Here is a 24,357-nt window from a genome sequence, read left to right on the forward strand (position 1 = left end):
ATTTTTTTCTAGTTATAACAGTTGATAACGCTTAGGGAAAAGTATTTTTAGGCTTTTATACCAATAGACGCGCTTTAAAGCTCGCTTAAGGTCGCATCTTTCTGTGCATTGCAGCTCTCGGTACTTAGGGTTTGATGCAGACTTGTCGCCTTTGGCAGCCAGACTTTAAATTGTGTGCCTTCACCTTCTTTCGAGTTCACCACAATTTCACCCTGATTCAAGTCCACAAAGCGCTTACACAGCACTAAACCCAACCCCGTACCACGCTCTCCTGCCGTACCTTTAATACTAACCGTCAGTTTTTGCTGAAATAAATCATCAATCTGAGCTTGGGTCATCCCCAATCCAGTATCTTGAATAGTGAATAAAATCCGTTCACCATCTTGTTCGGCAGAAATCGTCACCACACCTCGTCCATCGGTATGAGTAAATTTCAATGCATTTGACACCAAATTTTGCATCACTGATGTGATCATATTGATATCTGCATTGACTTTAATGCCTTCAGGCACGGCATTGATCAGTCGGATATTTTTCTTCACGGCCAAGCTATTTAAGACATCACTCACAATTTTTGCAGACTGATGCAAATCAAAATTAATCGGGTGATAAACAAAGCGACCACCTTCTGCCATAGCCCAGTTCAATAAGCTTTCTAAGAGGTTATACGTCGACTGTGTGGTGTCATATAAATAGTCTGCAATATTTTGCACACTTGAATCATCTAAGGTATTGCGCTCCTGCGCCAAAACTTCAGAAAAGCCCAATAGGCCATGAAATGGCGCTCTTAAATCATGAGCAATAATTTGGAAAAATTTAGTCTTACTAAAATTCAGTGCCGACTGCTGTTCATAAGCTTCTTTTAATTCGGCATTTTCAACGCGAAGTTGAATGATGTTGACTAGACTTTGTACAAATTCTTCAACGATCTTTAATTGTTTGGATTCAAATGCAGTGACTTGATCATCAAATAATATCACTTTACCGATAGATTCTTGGTCATATTTTAAATCGAAAGCGACTAAACGCTGATGCCCTAATCCAAGTTCTTGCATATAGTTGGAATAAGCTTGGTAATTTTCAGCGTCTCGGTCTATACGAGAATGTTCAGCAAAAAACTGATCTAGACGATCATCATCAGCTTCGGCCATAAAGGCCTTAAATATGTGCTCTGACGCATACCATATATAAGGTTCATTTTTAAATGCGAGGACAGCATTCTCGACTTGCACAATACCACGCGCAAACTTTAAAAATTCTGCAATGCGGTTGTCGTCCGTATAAACCCCCATCAATAAAGACAAACGACAGGCAGTTAATAATTCGGTTTGTGTACCAATATCCAGTAAACGTAAAGCCATCCCGTTGCTCTCCTCAGGGTTTATCTTAAAGATAAAAACCAACTGTTCTGTTCAAGATTAATAGCAAAAATAGCCCAAACACTCAATAACAAAACCCAACAAAAAAACAAACATCATTTACGAATGCGCTATTTAATCGAACTTTCATCCAATTAGAAAATAAAAATATCTATAAAGAACATAACATTAAAGGTAAAACAAAAATTAAAACAATAAAATTAGAAACTTAAATTAATTTAAATTTTATTGACTGTTTATTTTAAATCGTACTTTTCGCGTTTTATTCAAACTAAAAACATGACTAAAAGAAATATTCACTTACATAAGACCTAAAAAACTGGGTTTAATTTTCTTTAACTACATCACAAAAAATAGTGAGTTTTATGATTATTCTACGACCAGATTGCTCATCAGGATGCTCGTTTCAGTCAGCTACACTAAATGAATCTATTTTTAAGTTTTTCTATTAGACTAATTTATTCGTTTTTATCAGTTGTGTGTGTCATTTGAGCATTAAACCATACTTGCTTGCTTTTACTTTATTAAACTGAGCTAAAGATTCGTTTCATGCTTCTACTGCACATGAACTCATTCACCCAAATGACTGAAGCTGAAAAAGTGCCATGCCTTATTCATCAGATATATAAGTTATCGTATAAACATTCCGAGAGCGCTCAAAGTCAAATAGAGCATTGAACTCACGTCGTTCTTTTATAAAGTCACCAATCCTGACTAATTTTCGAACTTACGCACCAAATCTACACCTAAAAGTTAAGGCATTCGGTTTGACCTATCAAACGCTTTGCTTTACAAATAAAACTTGAACGAGCCATAAAGAACAGATCAGCCCAAAAAAAATGATTTAAATTTAATTGTTCAATAGCTTTAAGCTATGAATAACAAGCTTTCAATATTTCCCTTTTCGGTTTTGCGCTAAAATTGGGCGTCAAACTGCACTTCTTTTGTATCATTTTTCTACGAAATGACCACATCACAGGATCTTGCGTTGACTGAAAAGCAATGAACCCCGATACTTTCATAGTTTTATTTAAGCAAATCGGTTCATAGAGGCGAGCCACAAGCTCGGACCTCAAAGACACAATCTAAAGCAAGGGGCTATATATGGCTGGTGGAAAGTCAACTATCATCTACACACTGACCGACGAGGCGCCATTATTGGCGACTTACTCTCTGCTGCCGATCATTGAAACCTTTACTAAACCTGCTGGCGTTGAAATCGTTAAACGCGATATCTCAGTTGCAGCACGTGTACTCGCTGAATTTTCAGACTATCTAAGCGAAGAACAAAAGGTGCCAAATAACTTGGCAGAGCTTGGACAATTAACCCAAGATCCAAGCACAAACATTATCAAACTTCCGAACATCAGTGCTTCAGTTGGCCAATTAACTGCTTGCATTAAAGAATTACAGTCTAAAGGTTTTGCAGTTCCGAACTACCCAGAAAACCCAGCGACTGAGGAAGAAAAAGAAATCAAGGCGCGTTATAGCAAATGCCTAGGTTCTGCTGTAAACCCTGTACTTCGTGAAGGTAACTCTGACCGCCGTGCGCCTACTGCAGTAAAAAATTACGCGAAGAAACATCCGCACTCTATGAGCGAATGGAAACAGTGGTCACAAACTCACGTTTCTCACATGGACGAAGGTGACTTCTACCACGGCGAAAAGTCTATGACTTTAGACCGCGCTCGCAATGTAAAAATGGAATTGATCACTAAGTCTGGTGAAACTGTTGTTCTTAAGCCAAAAGTTGCGCTTCAAGATGGCGAAATCATCGACTCAATGTTCATGAGCAAAAAAGCACTTTGCGACTTCTATGAAAAAGAATTAGATGATTGTAAAGAAGCTGGCATTTTGTTCTCTCTACATGTAAAAGCGACCATGATGAAGGTGTCTCACCCAATCGTTTTCGGTCACTGTGTGAAGATTTACTACAAAGAAGCATTCGAAAAACACGGCAAATTGTTTGATGAGTTAGGTATTAACATCAACAACGGGATGTCTGGTCTTTACGAAAAAATTGAAACTCTTCCGACTTCTCTTCGTGAAGAAATCATTGCTGACTTACATGCTTGCCAAGAACACCGTCCTGCACTTGCAATGGTTGACTCTGCAAAAGGCATCACGAACTTCCACTCACCTAATGACGTAATTGTAGATGCATCTATGCCTGCAATGATCCGTGGTGGCGGTAAAATGTGGGGTGCTGACGGCAAACAGTACGACTGTAAAGCTGTAATGCCTGAATCTACTTTCGCGCGTATCTACCAAGAAATGATCAATTTCTGTAAATGGAATGGTAACTTTGACCCACGCACTATGGGTACAGTTCCTAACGTTGGTTTGATGGCGCAAAAAGCTGAAGAATACGGCTCACACGACAAAACTTTCGAAATCGCTGAAGCGGGTGTTGCAAACATCACCGACCTAGAAACTGGTGAAGTGTTGATGTCACAAAACGTGGAAGAAGGCGATATCTGGCGTATGTGCCAAGTGAAAGACGCTCCAATCCGTGACTGGGTGAAACTTGCTGTGACTCGTGCACGCAACTCAGGAATGCCTGCGATCTTCTGGCTTGACCCGTACCGTCCACACGAAAACGAACTCATCAAGAAAGTTCAAACTTACTTGAAAGAGCACGACACTACTGGTTTAGACATTCAAATCATGTCTCAAGTACGTGCTATGCGTTATACACTTGAACGTGTTGCTCGCGGCCTAGATACAATTTCTGTAACTGGTAACATTTTACGTGACTACCTCACTGACTTGTTCCCAATCATGGAGCTTGGTACTTCTGCGAAAATGCTTTCTATCGTGCCTTTAATGGCAGGTGGCGGCATGTACGAAACTGGTGCCGGTGGTTCTGCTCCTAAACACGTACAACAGCTTGTTGAAGAAAACCACTTACGTTGGGATTCTTTAGGTGAGTTCTTGGCTCTTGCGGTTTCTCTAGAAGAAATGGGCATTAAAGAAGACAACGCGAAAGCGAAACTTCTGGCGAAGACTTTAGATGCTGCAACAGGCAAACTGCTGGATAACGACAAATCTCCATCACGTCGTACTGGCGAACTTGACAACCGTGGCAGCCACTTCTACCTTGCTAAATACTGGGCTGAAGAACTTGCTGCGCAAGACGAAGATGCAGAGCTTAAAGCGAAATTCGCTCCTCTTGCTCAAGCACTTGCTGAAAACGAAGAAAAAATCGTTGCAGAACTTGCTGAAGTTCAAGGTAAAGCCGCGGACATCGGTGGTTACTACGCTGTAGATACAGCAAAAGTAAATGCTGTAATGCGTCCAAGCGCAACTTTAAATGCTGCTCTTGAAGCTGCTCAATAAGTTGATGCAAAACTAACGCGAGTTAGTGATGTAAAAAACCAGCGCTTCGGCGCTGGTTTTTTTATACCCCAATTTATATAGTGTTATGCCAACTATTTCATTTAATACTTAGCTCTAAATTTTATGAATGTGAGTTATCAAAGGTTAGGATTTTTCATTCAACTATAGCTATATAAAATTATTCAATATAAAGAATTCAATACACATTAAAATTGTAATTACACAAAATAAGAGACATAAACAATTGATTTAACATCATAAAAATTCACAAATAGGCTAATTTGACACAATTGATAAAAAAGATTTGTCGCCTATCTACGATAAGCATAATCAAATATATACGCTACCTGACACATGTAGAGTCAATGAAAATTGGTTATTCACCTTTCCACGTTTTAAGTAGTTGACAAGAGCGTAATGTGTCCCTACAAAATTCAGACAAGGGAAAATCATGAAATTAACAGATAATGAAATTAGAGAACATCTCAAAGAATTCTATGGGTTCAAAGATGAATACAATAAGAAATACAAAGACGAGCAAAGACTGATTGATTATGTTTACAGACTATCTCACCCTTCTGTAAAGCCATATGTTCATATTCTTCGTCGTCAAACAGACCATCATATTTTGGTTTCAGACCTTATCTATAAAGATGCTGTAGAAACTGCGATAGGTGTAAACAATACATTTATTGGAAAGAATTCAAATTACAATGACTATTCGATTCCAAGAGCATACGCCCCAACAAAACCATTAAAAGGGAAACCATCTCCTCCAGGTATCGGATGCGACTTCCAAACCACACGTCAACTTGACATGTTTATGCTTGATGTTTTTGGTCTTAAGATTATTAAGTAGTAAGTTTAAGCTTCCAAAAAATTGCATTCATTGTGAAAAATCAGTTCATTATAGGTGCGTACTTACTCAAGCACGTACTTACTCACTTAAGTAAGTATTTACATTTCAACAAGTTACAATAATAAAAACTTTCAAATGCTAAAATCTTCTTGTATGCTTGGAGGGATCGGGATCGAATTCCCACAACAAAAAAAGTAGAACTATGACTCGTACAACAATCATTAAATATGAATTAAGTTTGATACCTAATAAAGACCAATATTCAATTCGATACTCCATCAATGGACAACAGTGGATTCATAATATGACCCACGAACACTTAATAGATGCTAGCGACTTTTTGAACAAAATTGCTATCCATGGGAGCATTGATCTACTGCGCTGGACAAAAACCACAGATAACTTTGATTTCATTTTATTAGTGAATAAACTCAAGCTCACCAAAAACAAAATGCATATTTGGAACGGTCAAGATAGCTATTGCACAATGTGGGGTACAGGAGGGCTCAAGCAAGACCGTCACATCTTGACAGACACACCTCCTGCAGATGTTTTTTGCTCAACATGTGTTGATCAATATCGCAGGCATGTTCCTAAAGAGAACCAAAAGATATTTGATGTAATGTATAGACTCAAACCTGAAGATCAGGACAACGTCCTAGAAAATGATATTGATCCATCCTTATTCTAAGAGTTATACGATGTATCAAGTAAAGCTCTCAGAGTTAGAATAATCATAAGGAGCTACATACCCTTTAGCTTCAATATCAATCAGGTATTGGCTCTACCACTGCATCATACGCTTACGCTCATGCAGATACTCTGCAACATGAGTGTAAGCACCCACAACCTTATCTCGCTCCTGATGACTCATTTGCTTCTCAATAGCATCTCTTTGAAATAACCCACACTCTCCTAACGCTGAGCGTGCCATAGCTCTAAAACCATGGAAGCATATATCTGTTTGAGTATCGTACCCCATGCGTCTTAATTAGCTATTAAAGGTATTCTCACAAATGAATATCACATTACTATGAGAACTTGGAAAGATCAGCTCCGATGTCCCTGCCAACCTTTTCACCTCCTGAAACAGTCTTATCGAATGATCAGATAGTGGGATGATATGTGCTTCTTTCATTTTTGAGCCACGATCTGAATGCTTAACTCCGTTGACATGGTTTCGCTTCGCAGGAATTATCCATTGCTTCTTCTTAAAATCGATTTCATCCCATCTTGCAAATCTTAGTTCGGATGAACGTATGAAGATATGTAAACTTAACTCCAAACAAAGCTTTGTCATTTCATCACCTGTGTCAGCTTTGATTCGTGCTAGTAGCTCAGGGAGACGAAGAAGAGGTAAAGCTGGTCTGTGATTTTTAGGTGCAGTAAGATCGAGGCTCTCCATTTCTCTTACATGGTTTACTTCAATGTATCCATACTGAACGGCATAACTAAAGATAAGTACTAGATAAGCCCTTATTCTCTGAGCATTATCAGCACTGGTCTCATAGATTTTGTTTAAGGTAATACGAAGATCTTTTGGCTTAACATCTTCGATCTGAAAATTACCAATATGAGGAAATAGATGGTTCTCAAATTTTCTCAATCTCTTTTTCTTGGTTTCTTCATCTAAAGGCTTCTTAACAGCATACAAATCAAGCCAAGTTCTAATGATGCTTTCTAGGGAGTAGTTTCTGCTTTGAGTGCTCTCTAGCTTTTCCAAGTACTCCTTCGGATCAATGCCTTCAGCTTGAAGAGTCAAATACTCTCGTCTTTTTTCACGAGCAAAAGCTAATTTACATTGAGGATAATTTCCAATCGTAACAACTACACGAGATCCCTGCTTATTCTTGTATTGGAAAATCCACGTCTTTGTCCCAGACTTCCTTATCCGAAGGTACAAACCATCACCATCGCATAATGTATAGTCTTTGGAATTGGGTTGAGAAGACTCAATTTGAGTCACAGTTAAAGGCTTAACTAACCGCGCCATACTTTTAGACATCCAGCTTTGTATTCTGGATGTTTATATGGATGTTTATTATTGAAGGCAAGAGCACAAAAAGGTACTAAAAAGGCACTATGTAAAAGCATGAAATATCACGCAAAGTGCACGTAAATCATTGATTTCCTTCAGGCAATAAAAACCCCAAGTCTTAATAAGCTTGGGGTTTTTTAGAATTTTGGTCCCGAGGGTCGGACTCGAACCGACACATCATCTCTGATAGTGGATTTTGAATCCACCGCGTCTACCAATTTCACCACCTCGGGAAGGTGTTGAAACGTATAATAAACTGTTTCAAAAACTTGTCAACGCATGATGTTCTCATTTGATTAAAAATAAACCGTATAAGAATTTTTAGATGGATAATCCATCAATTTCAGCGTTAAAACCTAAAAAAGCTTATACTAAGCCAAATTTCATTATCCCCTTTTCAGATTTCTTAACATGCAACTTTCTGACTTTAACTTCAATCTCCCCGACGAACTCATTGCCCGCTATCCGCTTGAAACACGTAGTGCATCACGCCTGCTCCATCTCGACATCAATGGTGAATATCACGACCATCATTTCACTGACATTTTAGACTTGCTCAATGAAGGTGACTTATTGGTACTAAACGATACCAAAGTGATGAAAGCCCGCTTAAAAGGCAAACGAGCAACTGGTGGTGCAGTTGAAGTCTTAGTTGAACGTATTCTTGACCCGAAAACCGCACATTGCCACATTAAAGCCAGCAATACGCCTAAACAAGGTGCGGAATTATTTATTGGTCCAGACGAAGTTAAAGTGACCGTTCAAGGCCGTCATGAAAACTTATTTGTTGTGGAATTTTCACAGCCTATTTTACAAGTTTTAGATTTATACGGTGCTTTACCGATTCCGCCTTACTTTAACCGTGAAGCAGAAGCGATTGATACCGAACGTTACCAAACTGTTTTTAACGATCCGACCAAATTGGCTTCAGTTGCAGCACCAACAGCAAGCTTACATTTTGATGAAGCGCTACTCAAAAAATTGGCAGACAAAGGCGTAAATAAAACCTTTGTTACCTTGCATGTGGGTGCTGGTACATTCTTACCCGTGCGCACCAATGACATTGAAAATCACATCATGCACAGCGAATGGTGTGACGTATCAGAAGAATCTATGGCTTTAATCCGTGAGACAAAAGCACGTGGCAATAAAGTCATTGCTGTCGGTACTACAGCGACTCGTGCGACTGAAAGTGCCGCTCAAGCCAATGGCGGCGAACTCAAGGGTTGGACTGGTGATACACAAATCTTTATCTACCCAGGTTATGAGTTCAAAGTAGTCGATCGTTTAATTACCAACTTCCATTTACCTGAATCTACCTTGCTCATGTTAGTGTCAGCGTTGTCTAATCGAGACAATATTTTGAATGCCTATCACCATGCCGTCGAAAGCCAATATCGCTTCTTTAGTTATGGTGATGCGATGTTAATTGATAATATTAACCACAAATAAAATTACGCCGAAATCATCCCTATGCCGATCGATTCTGTAAAGCACTCCATCCATATTCGTCGTAAGAAGAATGCTGTGGTTTTTCAGAATATCGCTCGGCTCTGGGATATAGGCCGAAACGCCAAAACACACCAAGAGCTCCTCGATGGACTGCATCCATGGAATGCTCCCATTACACTCAAATTTGAAAATTTACTCCCCCTAGCTTTAGCTGCGTTGGGTATCGGCTTCATGCTGTTCATCGTGATTCAGCCCGATCATGGCTGGGCACAGCTTTGCTTTGCTGCGGGGTTGGCCATGGTGTTCTGGGCTTATATTAGCTATGAAAAAGATGACCCGCTCGAAGATGTTATTGCGTTTTTGGAAACCGAATGCATCGCAAAAAAATACCAATTGGCTTTTAACCGACAGCCTCAATACATTTCGATGCCACTGAATAATCTACAATTTATTGGCAATCTTAAACGTATGTTCCCCGTGTTTAAACAAGGCAGCCTTTCGAATGATATTCAGACCTTCGCGAGCACCGTTTGGGAAGACGAAAATCAGCAACAGCATCAAGTCATGGTCTTTCATTATCACTATGTGAATGAACTGAAAGTACGTGACAAAGACGGTGATGAAGTCACGGTGAAAGAAATTCATAAAGACCTGTGGGGCGTATTTGTTTTTGATATTGGCATCCATGGACTAGCCGTATCTGCAACAGGTAAAAACTTTGGCTATCCCTATAGTTTTCCTTGGCATAGCAGCGACATTCAAACCAATCAAAAATTAAAGTTTTATGGCGATAACCAAATGGAAATGGCTAAATTACTCAGCCCGGGATTTGTCCTCCGACTAGCGGATTTTTTTCAAAACCGTGAAGGTGATCTGCTATTTCATCCGAGCCACCGAATAATGTGCTATCTTGGCTCTACAGATTTATTTAAAGTCAGTAGTAAAGCAAAACGAATTCAGGATGTTTCGACATTGCGTGGACATCTCAGAACCTTTAAATTAAATGCTTTAGAAAATTTGAAAAACGATTTAACGCAGTTTTTAAAATAGATTTCATACAATAATGTTTTAACTTACGACCTTTTATCTTGAGGATAAATTTTATGGGGCTTTTGATCTTTGTTTTAATCATCATTGCATTGGTGATTGGTGCAATCATGATTCGCAACAATATTGTCCGACATCACAATGCAACCATTCGTGCATGGTCAGATGTAGCTAGCTATGAACGTCAAAAAATCAAAATTTTAGATGGATTACAGCCTTTGGTTGAGCAATATTCCAATTTTGAACAAGGGACTTTGGCAAAAGTCACTGAACTCCGTCAAAACATTATGAATTTGAACGTAAACAGTACCGATGTCAGCCAATTACAGCGTATTGAAGCCTTAAATCAAGATCTAATGCGCAGCCTGAATGTTGTGGTTGAAAACTATCCAGAGCTCAAAGCCAATGATATTTATCTGAAAATGATGAATGAAATTGAAGAACAAAACGAAAATGTCGGTGCGGCGATTACTATTTTTAACCGCAACGTTGAGTTGTTCAACAACCACATTCAAGTGTTTCCTAACAATATTATTAATACGCTATTGCTGAGTAAAAAAGCGGTTCGCCCTTTCCGCGATCAAGCTGCCAGCCAAAATTTTGATTATCGTCCGAACTTTTAAGTTCGGGCTTTAATGTACAAAAGTAAAAAAAATAATGATGAGGTGATCAAGCACCTCCAAAACTAGAAAGAAAAATAAAATATGCAAAATCAAATTAATGCACTGAAAAATGTGCTGATTCAGGAGTTTTTCAAACTCTATGAGCAGCACCAAGACGACCATATTTACGCATGTACATTGGCGTTCAATCCCTATTTATCCATAGACTATATCGCAGTCTCTACGCAGCGTAGTATTTTTGCCGAAGATGAAGATTCTGCTCAATATCTTGCAGCGCATGATCGATGGAATGTGTCGAAATGGCGCTATCGTAGCCTACTGGCTTTAAGTCAAGACTTGGCGCAGTTTAAACTGACATCTGTAAATGAAGTGGGCCATTTAAACCTTGATCCATCTTCTATAAAAATTACGATAAAGTCTGAATCGGCTAACCATCTTTCAATCTTGCTCAATGCCATACAACAAACAAAATTCGACTTGGTTCAGTCCTACGGCATAGAACTGGACAATATTCTGTTTTTTATCACGGTCCCGACACAGCCCGAAATAGAAATTTATTCAGCTCAGGTTTTAAATCCTCCAAGTACACAACTTGACGATTTTCTCAAATCCAAACAACCCCTCAAGCTCGACAGTTTACCCAAGCGTATGAAGCTGTCTCAGTATGATAAAGACCTGCTGATTGATTTGGCTCAAATCGTTGAAATACAACCTTATAACTATTTACATGTAGCCAATGAAGTCTATCTTTTAAGCTTAGAAAAAAGCTATGCAAGCACGAATCCCTATATTCAAAAGCTCATTGACAGCATCGTGGCCATGACATCGGACCCGAAAGGTACGTTTGCGATGGATAAAGAAGAAATTTTGCAGCGAATTAACCAGTTCTATTTTAATGCCAAGAGTTCAGATGAAGCCTTGTCACAAGACGCAATCTATAAATTTACAGACTTAACACCCGACAAAGCTAGCGTTTAACCGCAGAATCAAGGAAAATAGAGCACTTTTAGCACTCTTACCATCAGCGAACTGTTTTTTCGCCTTGATCTGGACCTTGTATGAAGTTTGAAAAATTGGCGCAATCGGGCCGTGCTCGTCGCGGCCGTTTAACCCTTGAACATGGCGTTGTTGAAACACCTATGTTCATGCCTGTCGGTACTTACGGTACTGTAAAAGGCATGCTCCCACGTGACATTAAAGAAATTAAATCCCAAGTTATTTTGGGCAATACCTTCCATTTATATCTACGTCCAGGCCTAGATGTTATTCGTGAACATGGTGGCTTACACCAATTCATGAAATGGAATAACCCGATTTTGACAGATTCAGGTGGTTTCCAAGTCTTCAGCCTTGGCGCTATGCGCAAAATTAAAGAAGAGGGCGTGACTTTCCGCTCTCCGATTGATGGCTCTAAAGTCTTTTTATCTCCTGAAATTTCGATGGATATTCAGCACACGCTGAATTCAGACATCGTGATGATTTTTGATGAATGTACGCCTTATCCTGCGACACATGAAGAAGCGCAAAAATCATTGCAGCTTTCATTACGTTGGGCGAAACGTTGTAAGACTCAACATCATGACGTGCTGAAAAACCGTAATGCCCTGTTTGGTATTATCCAAGGCGGCATGTACGAAGATTTACGTGATGAATCTTTAAATGGTCTGAAAGAAATTGATTTTGATGGTTATGCCATTGGCGGCTTGTCTGTTGGCGAACCTAAAGAAGAAATGATCAAAGTATTGGATTATCTTCCAGAGAAAATGCCTGCGGATAAACCACGTTACTTGATGGGAGTCGGTAAACCAGAAGATATCGTAGAAGCGGTTCGTCGCGGTGTCGATATGTTTGACTGTGTGATGCCAACTCGAAATGCACGTAATGGTCATTATTTTGTGACTGACGGTTTAGTGCGTATTCGTAATGCCAAATATCGTCATGATCAAAGCCCGCTTGACCCACATTGCGACTGCTATACCTGTACAAACTTCACCAAATCTTATCTCTTCCATCTTGAGAAATGCGGCGAAATGCTCGGTTCGATGCTCGGTACTATTCATAACTTACGTTATTACCTGCGTCTGACTGAAGCGATGCGTGATGCTCTCGATCATGGCACTTTTGATGAGTTTGTTGAAGACTTTTATCGTCGTCGCGGCATGGAAGTGCCACCTTGTCCTCAAGATTAATTCTTTCAGCATTTGCGCTGAAGAAAAAGACAAGGTAAATTGCTGAACAAGTCCAATTTATTTATCAAAGTATTGATAACCAGTTTTTTTAGTTTAGGAAAATGAAATGAGCCTTTTTATTTCTACTGCTCACGCGGCAGGTGAAGCTGCACAGCAACCAAGCATGATGGCAAACCTGTTGATGATTGCGGTATTTGTCGCAATCTTCTACTTCTTGATCTGGCGCCCTCAATCAAAACGTGCAAAAGAACATCGTGCACTAATTGAAAGCCTTGGCGTTGGCAGTGAAGTTGTTTTTGCGGGCGGTTTAATGGGTAAAATCACAAAAATCGAAGGTGATTTTGCAGTTATTGAACTGAACCGTGGCGTAGAAGTAAAAGTACAACGCGCAAGTGTGATTTCAGTTCTGCCTGAAGGCACTCTAAATAACCTTTAATCAAAAAATAAGTCGTGCACCCGCACGGCTTTTTTCATTTTAAGAAGAAAACGAATGCGTTACCCAGCATGGAAATATCTACTGATTCTAGTGGTACTAGTCATCAGTACATTATATGCCCTGCCAAGTTTGTATCCTGATGAACCTGCTGTTCAAATTTCAGGTGCCAAAGCCGGTACCCAGATTGACCAAAGCATCGTACAAAAAGCAGAGCAGATTTTAAAATCTGAAAATATTGCCAGCCATGACAATAGCTTCACCAATAATGCCGCTTTATTACGTGTTGATTCGAGCGAACAACAATTAAAAGCGAAAGAAGCACTGCGTCGTGGGCTCGGTGAAAATTATGTCGTCGCATTGAACCTTGCGCCTACTACCCCAGAATGGCTACAAAAAATTGGTGCTAAACCAATGAAGCTAGGTCTGGATTTACGTGGTGGTGTACATTTCCTACTTGAAGTGGATATGGATAAAGCCATTTCACAACGTATGGAAACGTCTGCGGCTGACTTACGTCGCCAACTTCGTGACAATAAATTAAAATTCAATAGCTTATCTTTGAACAACAACACCATTACGATGCAATTTGCAAATAATGATGACCGTTCTGCAGCTATGGATTTCCTTCGTCGTAACGGCAATGAATATACTCAACAAGCGGTTGCAACTACTGAAGGTTCGACTCTTCGTCTAAGCTACACAGATACACGTAAACAAGAAATTCAGTCTTATGCTGTCAACCAAAACTTAACGACTTTACGTAACCGTATTAACGAGTTAGGTGTAGCTGAAGCATTGGTGCAAACTCAAGGTAGCAACCGTATTGTGGTTGAATTACCGGGTGTACAAGATACTGCTGAAGCAAAACGTGTACTTGGTCGTACTGCAAACCTTGAGTTCCGCTTAGTTTCTGACTTAAATGATCAATACATCGATCCATACACAGGTCAAGCAAAAGGCTCATTACCTCCGGGTACCGAAGCATTTGCTTATGAATCTTTGGACAGTGGTCGTCAATTATTGCTTAACCGTAACCGTATCTTAACGGGTGAACGTGTACAAAACGCGTCGTCAGGTTTTAGCCAAGATACAGGTGGTGCTGAAGTAAACATTACGTTGGACACTGCAGGCGGTAAGTTGATGTCTGAAGCTACTCGTAATGCTGTAGGCAAACGAATGGCAGTTTTGTTCATCGAGAACAAACAAAAAATTAGTTATGTTGCTGATCCTGCAACAGGTACACAAACTGAAGTTCGTACACCTTATACCGAATCTGTGGTCATCAATGCGGCAACTATTCAAGCCGTATTGGGTTCTCAGTTCCGTATTACTGGTCTGGATTCACCTCAAGAAGCATCTGAACTTGCATTGATGTTACGTGCAGGTGCTTTGGCAGCGCCAATGTACTTCGTGGAAGAACGTGTGATTGGTCCGAGTCTCGGTCAAGAAAACATCGACAAAGGCGTATTATCAACTCAAATCGGTTTCTTATTGGTTGCTATTTGGATGGTGGTCTTCTTCCGTGTGTTCGGTTTGATTGCCAACTTTGCTCTCGTGGTTAACCTTGCCATGATCTTAACTATCATGTCTTGGATTGGCGCATCCCTCACCCTGCCGGGTATTGCAGGTATCGTAATTACCATTGGTATGGCGGTCGATGCCAACGTACTGATCTGTGAGCGGATACGAGAGGAAATTAAATGGGGTGCCTCACCGAAACAGGCGATTGTTGCGGGTTATGATCGTGCGTATAACACCATCTTTGACTCCAACTTAACCACATTCTTGGTTGCTTTCATTCTGTTTGCAATTGGTACAGGCCCGATTAAAGGCTTCGCGGTTACCCTAATGATTGGTATTGTGTGCTCAATGTTCACAGCGATTACTGTGACACGTGCAATCGTACAAATCATTTATGGTAAAAAACGTAACCTGAAGAAGTTGAGCATTTAGGAGATCTAAGATGACTGAAAATACTCAACCGAAACAATACGGCCGTCCTGACAACGAGCGCATTATTCCGTTTATGAAGATTGCCAAACCGGCAGCCTTGATATCGATTATTTTAACGCTCGCAAGTATCTTTTTTATTTGCACCAAAGGTCTAAACCTCGGTTTGGACTTTACTGGCGGTGTGGCAGCAGAGTTGAACTATAGTCAACCAGTAAAATCTACCGATGTGAGCTCAGCGCTGACAAAAGCTGGTTTTAAAGACCCTGTGGTACAAACCTTAGGATCTGACCGCGACCTGATGGTTCGTATGCCAGTTCAAAAAGACATTGAAGCTGAAGACCTAACCAAAGCCATTACGACTGCCGCTCAATTGCCAGGCAATAAAGCAGAAGTACATAAAGTTGATGTGGTTGGTGGTCAAGTCGGTAATGAACTCTATGTGCGTTCTGCGGGTGCTGTAGGTCTTGCCCTACTGCTCATGCTGGTTTATGTCACTATTCGCTTTGAGTTCAAACTTGCGATGGGTGCTGTACTGTCTTTATTCCACGATATCGTGGTGACCATTGGTATCTTTGCCATGATGCAGTGGCCGTTTGACTTAACAGTCTTGGCCGCGCTACTCGCGATTATTGGTTTCTCGCTCAACGATAACATCGTTGTATCTGACCGTATTCGTGAAAACTTCCGTAAGATTCGCGGTGCCGAACCTCTCGAAGTTGTGAACAGTGCATTAACTGAAACACTTCGCCGTACCATTCACACCTCTATGACACTGTTACTGGTTGTTGTAGCGATGATGGTACTGGGCGGTGATGGTCTGAAATGGTTCTCTGTTGCAATGTTTGTTGGTGTGTTTGTGGGTACATATTCATCAATCTACATTGGTACTGCCTTCGCGCTATGGCGTGGTCTGAACCGTCAAGACTTCATTGTACAAGTGAAGCCTGAATTTGAAGAAGAAGAGATTCCTTAAGCTTTTCAACTTATAGTTCAGATCAAAACCCATCTTCGGATGGGTTTTTTTATGGCGTATTTATATAAATTTATATGAATAGTATTAAGCTGAAAATCAGCCTATTTTCACACTCTAAATTCTATTTTTCAATGCTGAAAAATTTGAATGTCTGGGAATGCAAAACCGTTGCAGGACAGCGCTGAACGCCACGAAACTGTTAACATCGTGCTGGGCAATAAAAAGTTTTGATACGCAAAAGTCCCAATTTCTAGATGGCTGCATATCCCACCATTGTGCATAGGATGACCTGCGTATCCAATTCGTTCAAACTTATACGAATACCCAGGCCAGAAGCCTTTAATACGGCCTCTTTGGTGGTCTACACTTTAAACCAGTATTCATCTGAATTGTCCGCCTGTTCCCAGTTTGCCAACTCATTGGGATGAAAAGCATGGCGCGCCAAAGCATCAAAACGCAGCTAACGCGCTAAGTCTTCCACGTCTACGCCTATATCATGATTATGACTGCTGATTGCCAAAGCATAATGCTGCTGGCTATGCGAGTGATTAAAGGCGAGCGCTGCTGTTTGGGCTAAATAAGGTTTACCAAATTCGGGCTTTAAAAAATCTGCGTCTTGCACGGGCCGCTGCATGGCGTCTGAAAGATGTAAATTGCGCTGCTGATAAATTTGCTGTTTTTTATAGGCCTGATAAGCGCGCATATCAGAAAATGCATCGCGCGTTAAAGGCGCAAGTTGAGCAATGGCATTTGTAGCACTTGAATGGTTCTTGGCTTATTCATGCCCTGCTCAGCTTGATGTTTATGTTTAAAATACAGCAATCACTTAAAATTTAACGATATCACCTTTCAGCGCTACGCCTGCAATCGCAGTTCCTTTCGCGCATTGATATGTGGTGGTGCTGCGAGTTTCATTTGACTTGTAGAAACTCACCAAGTTAGTTACTGCATTCGCGCCTTTGGCTTTAGCGGTATTTTGGAATTGAATCAATGCAGAACGCAGTACATGGTCACATGAGCTTTCTGCAGATTTGGCAAAACCGTTGGTTTTTTTATTGGTGACTAAACCTTTTTCAATGACTTTACCACCAGATTTTGTCCCTGCAAGATAAAATTTCACAGAACCATCTAGCGTACCGTCAGCAACTGCACGATCAACAGCTTCTTTGAAATTAAAATCATGCATGGCATCTGCTGCATGCACAACGGTCATTGCCCCTGCCATCAATACAGCTGCAGCACAGATATTTTTCAATATCATTATTTTTCCCTCTTTTTTAAATTAAACCTGTTTAAATATCAAGGAGGTATTAATCCCTCCAAATGCAAAATTGTTGCTCATCAGCATGTGCGTTTCTGCTGAACGCATTTCATTGACGATATAATCCAAATCGCCGCAGTCGCTGTCAAGCTGTTCTAAATTTAAAGTCGGCACCAGCTGTTTACGGTGCATCATTTCAATACTCAGCCACGCTTCAATCGCGCCGCAAGCACCTAGCGTATGCCCAAAATAACTCTTTAAGGAGCTGATCGGCTTCTTGCCTAATATGCGCGCTGTCGCTTGAGTTTCAGCGACATCACCTTGATCGGTAGATGTACCGTGCGCATTCACATAATCAATTTCTGAGGCATCTACCTGCGCATCTTTCAGTGCCAGCTCCATGCAGCGTCCCATCATCTCAGAATCTGGGCGTGTTACATGCTGACCATCGGTATTGGTTCCATAACCAATAATTTCTGCATAAATGTTCGCGCCGCGTGCTTTGGCATGTTCATATTCTTCTAAAATCAGACAGCCTGTACCCTCGCCCACCACCAAACCATCACGCTTTGCATCAAAAGGACGTGGAGTTTTTTCTGGGCTGTCATTTTGCGTACTGGTGGCCAGCAGCACATCAAACACCGCAGAACCAGCAGCGCTCAGCTCTTCTGCTCCGCCTGCAATCATCACGGTCTGCTTGCCGTATTTAATAGCTTCATAAGCCTGACCAATCGCCATAGAGCCTGAAGTACAGGCACTGGATGTTGGCAAGGTCTGTCCTTTCAAACCAAAATACACCGTCATATTGACTGCGCTGGTATGCGACATCATGCGAATATAGGTCGTCGCATTCAGCTTGTTCATATTATTATCCAGCAGCATGGCGCCAAACTCACCGACCGCATCAACACTGCCAGCAGATGAACCAAAGGCCACACCCGCTTCGCCGCTATGCAGAATTTCATGGTTGAGCAGGCCAGCATCTTCCAGCGCTTTTTCTGCGCAGACCACAGACATTAAGGCTACACGCCCCATGCCGCGAGTCACCTTACGGTTAAAATGCTTGGGAACGGTAAAGCTCTCTACAGGACCACCCAGCTTACTGCGTAGATCACCATAGATTTCCCAATCTGGCATGTAGCGGATGCCGCTTTTGCCTGCTGCAAATTGTTCAAAAATTTGATCTGCAGTTTCACCCAATGAAGTGATACCTGACATGCCTGTAACAACTACACGTTTCATCAAATCAGTCCTCCATTTACCGAAATCACTTGGCGGGTAATATAGCTGGCATCATCACTGCATAAAAACTTAACCGTTTTTGCCACTTCATCCACTTGCCCCATGCGCTGCATTGGAATCATTTTCAATGCATGTTCTTTGACTTCTTCTGTCACCATTTCAGTTTCAATTAAACCTGGTGCTACACAATTCACAGTAATTTTTCGTTTTGCTAATTCCAGTGCCAATGCTTTGGTTGCACCAATTAAGCCTGCTTTGGCAGCGCTGTAATTGACTTGCCCGCGGTTGCCCATCACGCCAGAAACGGAAGATAAAGTGACAATACGGCCGCCTTTTTTTAAACGGATCATCGGCATCATCAATGGCTTAAGCACATTGTAAAAACCATTCAGTGAGGTCGATACCACCTCATCCCAATCATCATCGGTCAAAGCTGGAAAAGCGCCATCACGGGTTAAGCCAGCATTCAGCACCACACCATAAAATGCGCCATGCTCAGCCATATTCTGTTCTAAAATTGAGGCTATATTTTCACGGTCATTCACATCAAACATCAACACATGACTGCTTTGTCCCATGGCCTGAATTTCTTGCGCTACCTGCTCCGCTTCCTGCTGACGAGACCGCGCATGCACAGTGATATCAAAACCAGCTTTTGCCAATTCCAAAGCAATTGCCTTACCTATACCGCGGCTGGATCCTGTTACTAAAATTCTTCTACTCACGTTCATTTCCCAATCGCGTCATTCATATTTTCTGGTTCAAATACACTCAGCATGGCGCTAAAGCGATGTTCTTGATATTCAATTTCACAATTAAACTGGCCTAGACCTTCGTGCAGATAGCTCTGCTCAACTCGAATACGCACGGTATTGCCCACAGCGAAATATGGACAGGGCAACTGCATTTTACGTGTACCCAATAAAAAGCCGACTTTAGGCGGCAAGCCTTTCGTTTGCCCTTTATGTCCCGCATAGGCACTGATGGTTTGCGCCATTAATTCAATGCTGCTCCATGTCGGCAAACCTTCTGCTTCACAAAACATCAACTCAGGTCGAATCTGCAATTCTGCAATGGCATAACTGTCATTGGCTTCAATCAAATGATCTACAAAAACCATCGGTTGTTCATGCGGAATAAACTGTACGGCATCCATCATGGCAAAACGGTTCCTAAAATTAAACTGATATTGCTGCCGCCAAAGGCAAAGGAGTTGCTCATTACATAATGCATCGGCTGCGCTGCATGGCTATTCAAAACATAATTCTGCTGAGCCAAAGCAGGGTCTAATTCACCTGCGTGATGTAAAGGCAGCCAAGATTGATCTAACAGCACCTGCTGGCAAATAAAAGCTTCAATCGCACCTGCCGCACCTAGGCAGTGACCCGTTTTGTGTTTGGTGCTGCTCAGCGCAACTGGATAATCTGCAAAAACGGTCTGCACCGCTTTAATTTCCATGAGGTCATTTTGCGGAGTAGACGTGCCATGCAAATTCAAATAGCTAATATCTGTAGCATTTAAATCAGCAGCATCCAATGCTTTTTGCATCGCTTCTGCCGCACCTCGCCCTTCTGGATGCGGCGCAGAAATATGCCATGCATCCATAGATTCACCACTTGACAGTAGCATCACTGGAGCCGAGTCTTTGGACAATAAAAATAATGCCGCCGCTTCACCAATATTGATGCCGTCACGGTGTGCGCCGCAAGGCTGGCAAATAGAGCTGGATAAGCTTTCCAAACTGTCAAAACCATTCAAAGTCAATTTGCACAAAGTATCTACACCGCCAACTAAAACGGCATCTGCTAGATCTGCATTCAGCAGGCGCTGCCCTGCAGCCATGGCTTTGGCTGCCGAAGAACAGGCAGTTGAAATGGTATATGCAGGACCTTCCCAGCCCAAGTACTGCTGCAGTGATTTCGCCACACAGCCCATTTCCTGTTTATGATGGCTAATCGGCTCTGCAGAAAGTTGCTGAAAATGCGCCTTTAATATTGCTTCATTATCGGCAATGCCTGAAGTCGAAGTGCCAACAATGACTGCAAGGCGCTGCTTTGCAAATTGTGCTGTATAGGCGCGAATATCAGCCTCTATTTGCCGCAAAGCCGTTAAAGCAAATCTTAAATTACGCGAATCTGCAAACTGCAAATGTTCTGGTATGTTTTGCCCTAAGGATGCAGCAGAAGCCCCCACCCAAACCGTGCGCTCCGCGATTAAATCTTGACGCTGCGTTAATGTATTGCCTGCTGTGCACAGTGCATTTTTCAATTCACTGGCATTTTCCCCCAAAGAAGACAAAGCCGCGCTGAACTGTATCCCCACAGCAGAATGGCGCATGATATTGTTATTGGTCACTCTCGCCTCGATCATCTTCCAAAGTATTGCTCACTGCGCTAATTACCATTTGATACGGTACTTGCAGGTTATTCAGTTCAACCGCTCCCTCTAGCGGCTGAATGTTTAACACGGGCTGCTGATTGATATAGACCACACCGTCTTTTTGCCTCACAGCCGTTTGCCCTGCATGTAAAGCCATAAACTGTGGATAGGTTGCGTACAGAATATCCCTCACCACATAGTCAAAGGGCAAGTATTTCATGGCATCTATACGCTGTTCCACACGAACCTGCTGCCCATCAAAACTAAGTTTAAACAGCTGCTGCCCAGTCAGGCTCAGCGCCAGCATGTCCAGCTGCTGACCGCTTTGCTGCTGATACAGCAAAAAACTGAAGCCATGTTCTTTCCATTGCACTTCAATCTGATCTTGGCGCTGATAGCTTTGCGCGGTCCATTGTGGCGCAGACAAACCTTGCGCCTTTGGCAGAATTTTAGGCGCCAAGCTTTGACAGCCGCTGCACAAGACAGCGCCAGCCAAAACTAAAGCAGTGATTTTAGCATTTACATTAAGTGCCATCTGTCATGGTTTCCCGCATGTGCGCTTCGCGGCAATATTCTGCCAATGTACTCAAACGCTGCTTGGCATTACGGTGAATCGGGTTTGTTTCATCCCACGCATAGCCTGCCAAAAGTGAGGCAATCATGCGGCGGATTTTTTCATCTTGCTTCGTTGAAAATACCACATCTTGAAATTCGCCTGTATACCAAGATTCCACATAAGCGCGGAACACTTGAATACCTTTGCGTAATGGTTTTTCATACTGCACCATCCAGTCCACAGACTGACCTTGCAATACTTGATCAACCAAAGGAATGGCCAAGCTAGAAGATTTCAGCGCAATAGTCACCCCTGAAGAGAACACAGGATCTAAAAACTCGCCCGCGTTGCCGAGCAATGCATAATTATGTGAAGCCAGCTGTTTAACATTGGCAGAATAGCCAACCAATGTACGGACTGGCGTATCATGCTTCGCTTTGCGCAACACCTTAGATAAACTCACATCATCCGCCAAAATGCGTTTTTGCAATGCCTCTAAATCATAATCGGGACTACCGTCATAACCATATTTTTCAAAAAAGTCTTGCTCTGCAACCACACCAAACGATGAACGTCCATCGGCAAAAGGAATCAGCCAATACCATGCGCGGTGATCTTTTTCATGTACCGCAATCAAGATTTTTTCACGGTCAAATTCTGGATCATCCAAAATACCGTCTTCAATATGCGTAAATACGGCGCGGCGAACTGGGAAATCTGACGGGCTTTCTAAATCTAAAAATTTAGGCAAAATTCGGCCAAAGCCGCTGGCATCCAACAAGAACTTGCCTTGAATTTGATAAGGCTGACCTTGTTCATCTTTCACCGTCAAAATGGGATGCGCGCTTTCTACATCTACAGCGGTCACTTCATGACCAAAGCGGATGTCTGCACCCATTTTGCCTGCCTGCTGCGCCAGCAAATGGTCAAAATTGGCACGGCGCACTTGCCAAGTAGTGCCCGGGCCTTCACTGAATTTTTGGGTAAAATCATAGAAACTGCGCTGCGGGCCTTTTAGGAAAGCTGCGCCGTTTTTAAATTGAAATGCATATTCTTCGACATGCTCACGCACCGTCTCCAGCAGGCCAGCTTCTTCTAGAAATACCATAGACTGCGGCAGTAGAGATTCCCCAATTGAAAAGCGCGGAAAATATTGTTTTTCGATCACCGTCACTTGATAGCCTTTTTGACGCAGTAAGGCTGCTGCCGAACTGCCCGAAGGCCCTGCGCCAATAATTAAGACATCTGTGTGCTGTAGTGTGCTCATTGCACTATTACCTTATTACTCAGCTCTTTGGCTGATATTGCTGAACCACAACATGCTCTGCATCGGAAGATGTAAACAATGTTGCATAAATAAATGAAAAAATGACCCCGAGCAGCACCGTCAAGCCAAAGCTGTGAATGGCATAGGTATGGCTAAAGGACAGAAGTCCAAACCCAAAGAAAGTCGACATCATGCATAGAAACAGCGCCATGCCAACCACTTGCGGATGGTCGTGTCCATGACGATAGAAAATCGCATAGTCCACGCCAATGCCGATAATCAGGAAGGTGCCCATAATGCTGAACAGATTAATTTCTACGCCTAACCAAGCTTGTATGGCAAAGGTCGTCATCAGCGCCATGGTCACGGGCAGCACCAGCGGCAAGATGGATTTTTTCCCATATAGCAGCCCTAAGCCAATGGCTAAAATTGCCAAAGCACTCAGCAGCAGCCACTGCGCTTGTATACGATGCTGCTGAAATAGCTCAGACAGCTGATTGACTGGCCGCAGCAGCTGCACATTGTGATTGCTTAATTTTTGCAAAGCTACCACATCATACACATTTTGCAGCATGACTAAACGCTGGGTAGAATTCATCTGTAAAAAATGCAGCGGATGATCTTGAAACACAGCATCACTCAGCAGCGGCTGATGCTTCAAATTGACTTGCCAATTCAAAACCTCAGACTCATTCAGCTGCAGCGCCTGTGCATAATCACGCAATGCCTGCTCAGGAATGGCCTGAAGCATAGCTACATTCTGCTTTTGCTGCACTAGAGGCAGCACCCACTGACCCAGCGCCTGTACAGCATCTAATTTTCCAGCCTGCTGCAATTTAGACAGCTGATCCAGTAAATGCTGTTCATTGCGCTCTAATTCTGCAGGTGTTTTGCCCTGCACCACAAAATAATCACTGCCCTGCTGCTGCATAAAGCGTTCGCGCACATACTGATCTTCCTGTTTTAAGCGTTGATCCATACTTTGCAAGTTACGGATGTCATCATTGCTTTTTAAGAACAGTAAGCTGCTGCCAGTCACTGCAACAATCAGCGCCATCAAAACATAGCGTAAGCGATTACGTGCTTGAATATAGTTGCGCGCATGACCAATAAAACTCAGCATACGAATTGCAGGTTCGGCATTTAAAGCAGGCAAGCGCGGCAGCAGTAAAATACTGGTCACCCATGCCGCGCTTAGGCCAACCATAGAGAACACTGCGATCTGCTTAAAGCCCGGAAATGGCGTAAAGCTCAGCACCACATAAGCCAGCAGCGTGGTCATCAGACCCACAAATAAGCTCGGCAATAATGGCTTTAAGACGGCAAAACCATCAATTTGACGGTGCTGAGACTGCCAATGGCCA

Annotated in this window: 20 protein-coding genes, 1 tRNA gene and 2 pseudogenes; 11 read left to right on the forward strand and 12 right to left on the reverse strand. The window is 42.1% G+C overall.

Annotation, left to right across the window (positions count from 1 at the left end):
- Positions 1 to 74 precede the first annotated feature (74 nt).
- Positions 75 to 1,361, reverse strand: coding sequence for a sensor histidine kinase (locus AVJ20_RS15145; protein WP_111885811.1), 1,287 nt, complete (start codon positions 1,359 to 1,361; stop codon positions 75 to 77).
- Between the two features lie 1,122 nt (positions 1,362 to 2,483).
- On the opposite strand from AVJ20_RS15145, the gene AVJ20_RS15150 reads away from it, so the two are divergent.
- From AVJ20_RS15150 to AVJ20_RS15160, 3 genes are all read left to right on the forward strand, one after another.
- Entirely contained in the window at positions 2,484 to 4,718 is a 2,235-nt protein-coding gene (locus tag AVJ20_RS15150; protein ID WP_111885812.1) for an NADP-dependent isocitrate dehydrogenase, read from the forward strand.
- Positions 4,719 to 5,169: 451 nt separating this feature from the next.
- Entirely contained in the window at positions 5,170 to 5,577 is a 408-nt protein-coding gene (locus tag AVJ20_RS15155) for a hypothetical protein (protein WP_111885813.1), read from the forward strand.
- 202 nt (positions 5,578 to 5,779) lie between these two features.
- Positions 5,780 to 6,268: a hypothetical protein gene (locus AVJ20_RS15160; RefSeq protein WP_162689783.1), complete on the forward strand. Its 489-nt coding sequence runs from the start codon at positions 5,780 to 5,782 to the stop codon at positions 6,266 to 6,268.
- A 300-nt stretch (positions 6,269 to 6,568) separates the two neighbouring features.
- Here the strand turns inward: AVJ20_RS15160 and AVJ20_RS15165 are convergent, their stop codons facing one another.
- Positions 6,569 to 7,570 carry a tyrosine-type recombinase/integrase gene (locus AVJ20_RS15165; protein WP_306669770.1) on the reverse strand — a complete coding sequence of 334 codons (1,002 nt, stop codon included), beginning with the start codon at positions 7,568 to 7,570 and terminating at the stop codon, positions 6,569 to 6,571.
- 191 nt (positions 7,571 to 7,761) lie between these two features.
- A tRNA-Leu gene (locus AVJ20_RS15170) sits at positions 7,762 to 7,848 on the reverse strand.
- Positions 7,849 to 8,026: 178 nt separating this feature from the next.
- Here AVJ20_RS15170 and queA point away from each other — a divergent pair.
- The 8 genes from queA (at position 8,027) to secF (ending at position 16,288) form a co-directional block, all read left to right on the forward strand.
- Positions 8,027 to 9,067: a tRNA preQ1(34) S-adenosylmethionine ribosyltransferase-isomerase QueA gene (gene queA / locus AVJ20_RS15175; protein WP_111885815.1), complete on the forward strand. Its 1,041-nt coding sequence runs from the start codon at positions 8,027 to 8,029 to the stop codon at positions 9,065 to 9,067.
- Positions 9,068 to 9,088: 21 nt separating this feature from the next.
- Positions 9,089 to 10,117, forward strand: coding sequence for a hypothetical protein (locus AVJ20_RS15180; RefSeq protein ID WP_111885816.1), 1,029 nt, complete (start codon positions 9,089 to 9,091; stop codon positions 10,115 to 10,117).
- Positions 10,118 to 10,170: 53 nt separating this feature from the next.
- Positions 10,171 to 10,737: a LemA family protein gene (locus AVJ20_RS15185; protein WP_078191268.1), complete on the forward strand. Its 567-nt coding sequence runs from the start codon at positions 10,171 to 10,173 to the stop codon at positions 10,735 to 10,737.
- Between the two features lie 81 nt (positions 10,738 to 10,818).
- A complete protein-coding gene (locus tag AVJ20_RS15190) occupies positions 10,819 to 11,715 on the forward strand; it encodes a DUF4303 domain-containing protein (protein ID WP_111885817.1) in 897 nt (298 codons plus the stop codon).
- 80 nt (positions 11,716 to 11,795) lie between these two features.
- Positions 11,796 to 12,926, forward strand: a complete 1,131-nt coding sequence (gene tgt, locus AVJ20_RS15195) for a tRNA guanosine(34) transglycosylase Tgt (RefSeq protein ID WP_078194179.1) — start codon at positions 11,796 to 11,798, stop codon at positions 12,924 to 12,926.
- 106 nt (positions 12,927 to 13,032) lie between these two features.
- Complete coding sequence (yajC, locus tag AVJ20_RS15200; protein WP_111885818.1) at positions 13,033 to 13,362, forward strand: preprotein translocase subunit YajC; 330 nt, start codon at positions 13,033 to 13,035, stop codon at positions 13,360 to 13,362.
- A 54-nt stretch (positions 13,363 to 13,416) separates the two neighbouring features.
- Positions 13,417 to 15,315: a protein translocase subunit SecD gene (gene secD, locus AVJ20_RS15205; RefSeq protein WP_111885819.1), complete on the forward strand. Its 1,899-nt coding sequence runs from the start codon at positions 13,417 to 13,419 to the stop codon at positions 15,313 to 15,315.
- Positions 15,316 to 15,325: 10 nt separating this feature from the next.
- Positions 15,326 to 16,288 (forward strand): protein translocase subunit SecF, encoded by a 963-nt coding sequence (secF, locus tag AVJ20_RS15210; RefSeq protein ID WP_111885820.1) that lies wholly within the window; start codon positions 15,326 to 15,328, stop codon positions 16,286 to 16,288.
- 128 nt (positions 16,289 to 16,416) lie between these two features.
- Here secF and AVJ20_RS15215 read toward each other — a convergent pair.
- From AVJ20_RS15215 to AVJ20_RS15255, 9 genes and pseudogenes are all read right to left on the reverse strand, one after another.
- Positions 16,417 to 17,033 (reverse strand): annotated as a pseudogene (locus AVJ20_RS15215) (4'-phosphopantetheinyl transferase family protein).
- Positions 17,034 to 17,114: 81 nt separating this feature from the next.
- A complete protein-coding gene (locus AVJ20_RS15220; RefSeq protein WP_111885821.1) occupies positions 17,115 to 17,549 on the reverse strand; it encodes an excinuclease in 435 nt (144 codons plus the stop codon).
- Positions 17,550 to 17,570: 21 nt separating this feature from the next.
- Entirely contained in the window at positions 17,571 to 18,791 is a 1,221-nt protein-coding gene (locus AVJ20_RS15225) for a beta-ketoacyl-ACP synthase (protein ID WP_111885822.1), read from the reverse strand.
- A complete protein-coding gene (locus tag AVJ20_RS15230; protein WP_111885827.1) occupies positions 18,791 to 19,516 on the reverse strand; it encodes a 3-ketoacyl-ACP reductase FabG2 in 726 nt (241 codons plus the stop codon). The genes AVJ20_RS15225 and AVJ20_RS15230 overlap by 1 nt, the downstream gene beginning before the upstream one ends.
- A 2-nt stretch (positions 19,517 to 19,518) precedes the next feature.
- Complete coding sequence (locus AVJ20_RS15235; protein ID WP_111885823.1) at positions 19,519 to 19,950, reverse strand: 3-hydroxylacyl-ACP dehydratase; 432 nt, start codon at positions 19,948 to 19,950, stop codon at positions 19,519 to 19,521.
- Entirely contained in the window at positions 19,947 to 21,128 is a 1,182-nt protein-coding gene (locus AVJ20_RS15240; RefSeq protein ID WP_111885828.1) for a beta-ketoacyl-[acyl-carrier-protein] synthase family protein, read from the reverse strand. The genes AVJ20_RS15235 and AVJ20_RS15240 overlap by 4 nt, the downstream gene beginning before the upstream one ends.
- A gap of 7 nt (positions 21,129 to 21,135) precedes the next feature.
- Positions 21,136 to 21,705: a DUF3261 domain-containing protein gene (locus tag AVJ20_RS15245; RefSeq protein WP_111885824.1), complete on the reverse strand. Its 570-nt coding sequence runs from the start codon at positions 21,703 to 21,705 to the stop codon at positions 21,136 to 21,138.
- Positions 21,695 to 22,993 carry an NAD(P)/FAD-dependent oxidoreductase gene (locus tag AVJ20_RS15250; protein WP_111885825.1) on the reverse strand — a complete coding sequence of 433 codons (1,299 nt, stop codon included), beginning with the start codon at positions 22,991 to 22,993 and terminating at the stop codon, positions 21,695 to 21,697. The genes AVJ20_RS15245 and AVJ20_RS15250 overlap by 11 nt, the downstream gene beginning before the upstream one ends.
- A 19-nt stretch (positions 22,994 to 23,012) precedes the next feature.
- Positions 23,013 to 24,357 (reverse strand): annotated as a pseudogene (locus AVJ20_RS15255) (hypothetical protein); the annotation flags it as partial.

The sequence above is a fragment of the Acinetobacter sp. CFCC 11171 genome, assembly GCF_003268405.1.
Taxonomy (GTDB): Bacteria; Pseudomonadota; Gammaproteobacteria; order Pseudomonadales; family Moraxellaceae; genus Acinetobacter; species Acinetobacter amyesii.

Coding starts and splice junctions, on each gene's coding strand:
- AVJ20_RS15145 (WP_111885811.1), bottom strand. CDS start 1,361: ATGGCTTTACGTTTACTGGATATTGGTACACAAACCGAATTATTAACT.
- AVJ20_RS15150 (WP_111885812.1), top strand. CDS start 2,484: ATGGCTGGTGGAAAGTCAACTATCATCTACACACTGACCGACGAGGCG.
- AVJ20_RS15155 (WP_111885813.1), top strand. CDS start 5,170: ATGAAATTAACAGATAATGAAATTAGAGAACATCTCAAAGAATTCTAT.
- AVJ20_RS15160 (WP_162689783.1), top strand. CDS start 5,780: ATGACTCGTACAACAATCATTAAATATGAATTAAGTTTGATACCTAAT.
- AVJ20_RS15165 (WP_306669770.1), bottom strand. CDS start 7,570: ATGGCGCGGTTAGTTAAGCCTTTAACTGTGACTCAAATTGAGTCTTCT.
- queA (WP_111885815.1), top strand. CDS start 8,027: ATGCAACTTTCTGACTTTAACTTCAATCTCCCCGACGAACTCATTGCC.
- AVJ20_RS15180 (WP_111885816.1), top strand. CDS start 9,089: ATGCCGATCGATTCTGTAAAGCACTCCATCCATATTCGTCGTAAGAAG.
- AVJ20_RS15185 (WP_078191268.1), top strand. CDS start 10,171: ATGGGGCTTTTGATCTTTGTTTTAATCATCATTGCATTGGTGATTGGT.
- AVJ20_RS15190 (WP_111885817.1), top strand. CDS start 10,819: ATGCAAAATCAAATTAATGCACTGAAAAATGTGCTGATTCAGGAGTTT.
- tgt (WP_078194179.1), top strand. CDS start 11,796: ATGAAGTTTGAAAAATTGGCGCAATCGGGCCGTGCTCGTCGCGGCCGT.
- yajC (WP_111885818.1), top strand. CDS start 13,033: ATGAGCCTTTTTATTTCTACTGCTCACGCGGCAGGTGAAGCTGCACAG.
- secD (WP_111885819.1), top strand. CDS start 13,417: ATGCGTTACCCAGCATGGAAATATCTACTGATTCTAGTGGTACTAGTC.
- secF (WP_111885820.1), top strand. CDS start 15,326: ATGACTGAAAATACTCAACCGAAACAATACGGCCGTCCTGACAACGAG.
- AVJ20_RS15220 (WP_111885821.1), bottom strand. CDS start 17,549: ATGATATTGAAAAATATCTGTGCTGCAGCTGTATTGATGGCAGGGGCA.
- AVJ20_RS15225 (WP_111885822.1), bottom strand. CDS start 18,791: ATGAAACGTGTAGTTGTTACAGGCATGTCAGGTATCACTTCATTGGGT.
- AVJ20_RS15235 (WP_111885823.1), bottom strand. CDS start 19,950: ATGATGGATGCCGTACAGTTTATTCCGCATGAACAACCGATGGTTTTT.
- AVJ20_RS15240 (WP_111885828.1), bottom strand. CDS start 21,128: ATGCGCCATTCTGCTGTGGGGATACAGTTCAGCGCGGCTTTGTCTTCT.
- AVJ20_RS15245 (WP_111885824.1), bottom strand. CDS start 21,705: ATGGCACTTAATGTAAATGCTAAAATCACTGCTTTAGTTTTGGCTGGC.
- AVJ20_RS15250 (WP_111885825.1), bottom strand. CDS start 22,993: ATGAGCACACTACAGCACACAGATGTCTTAATTATTGGCGCAGGGCCT.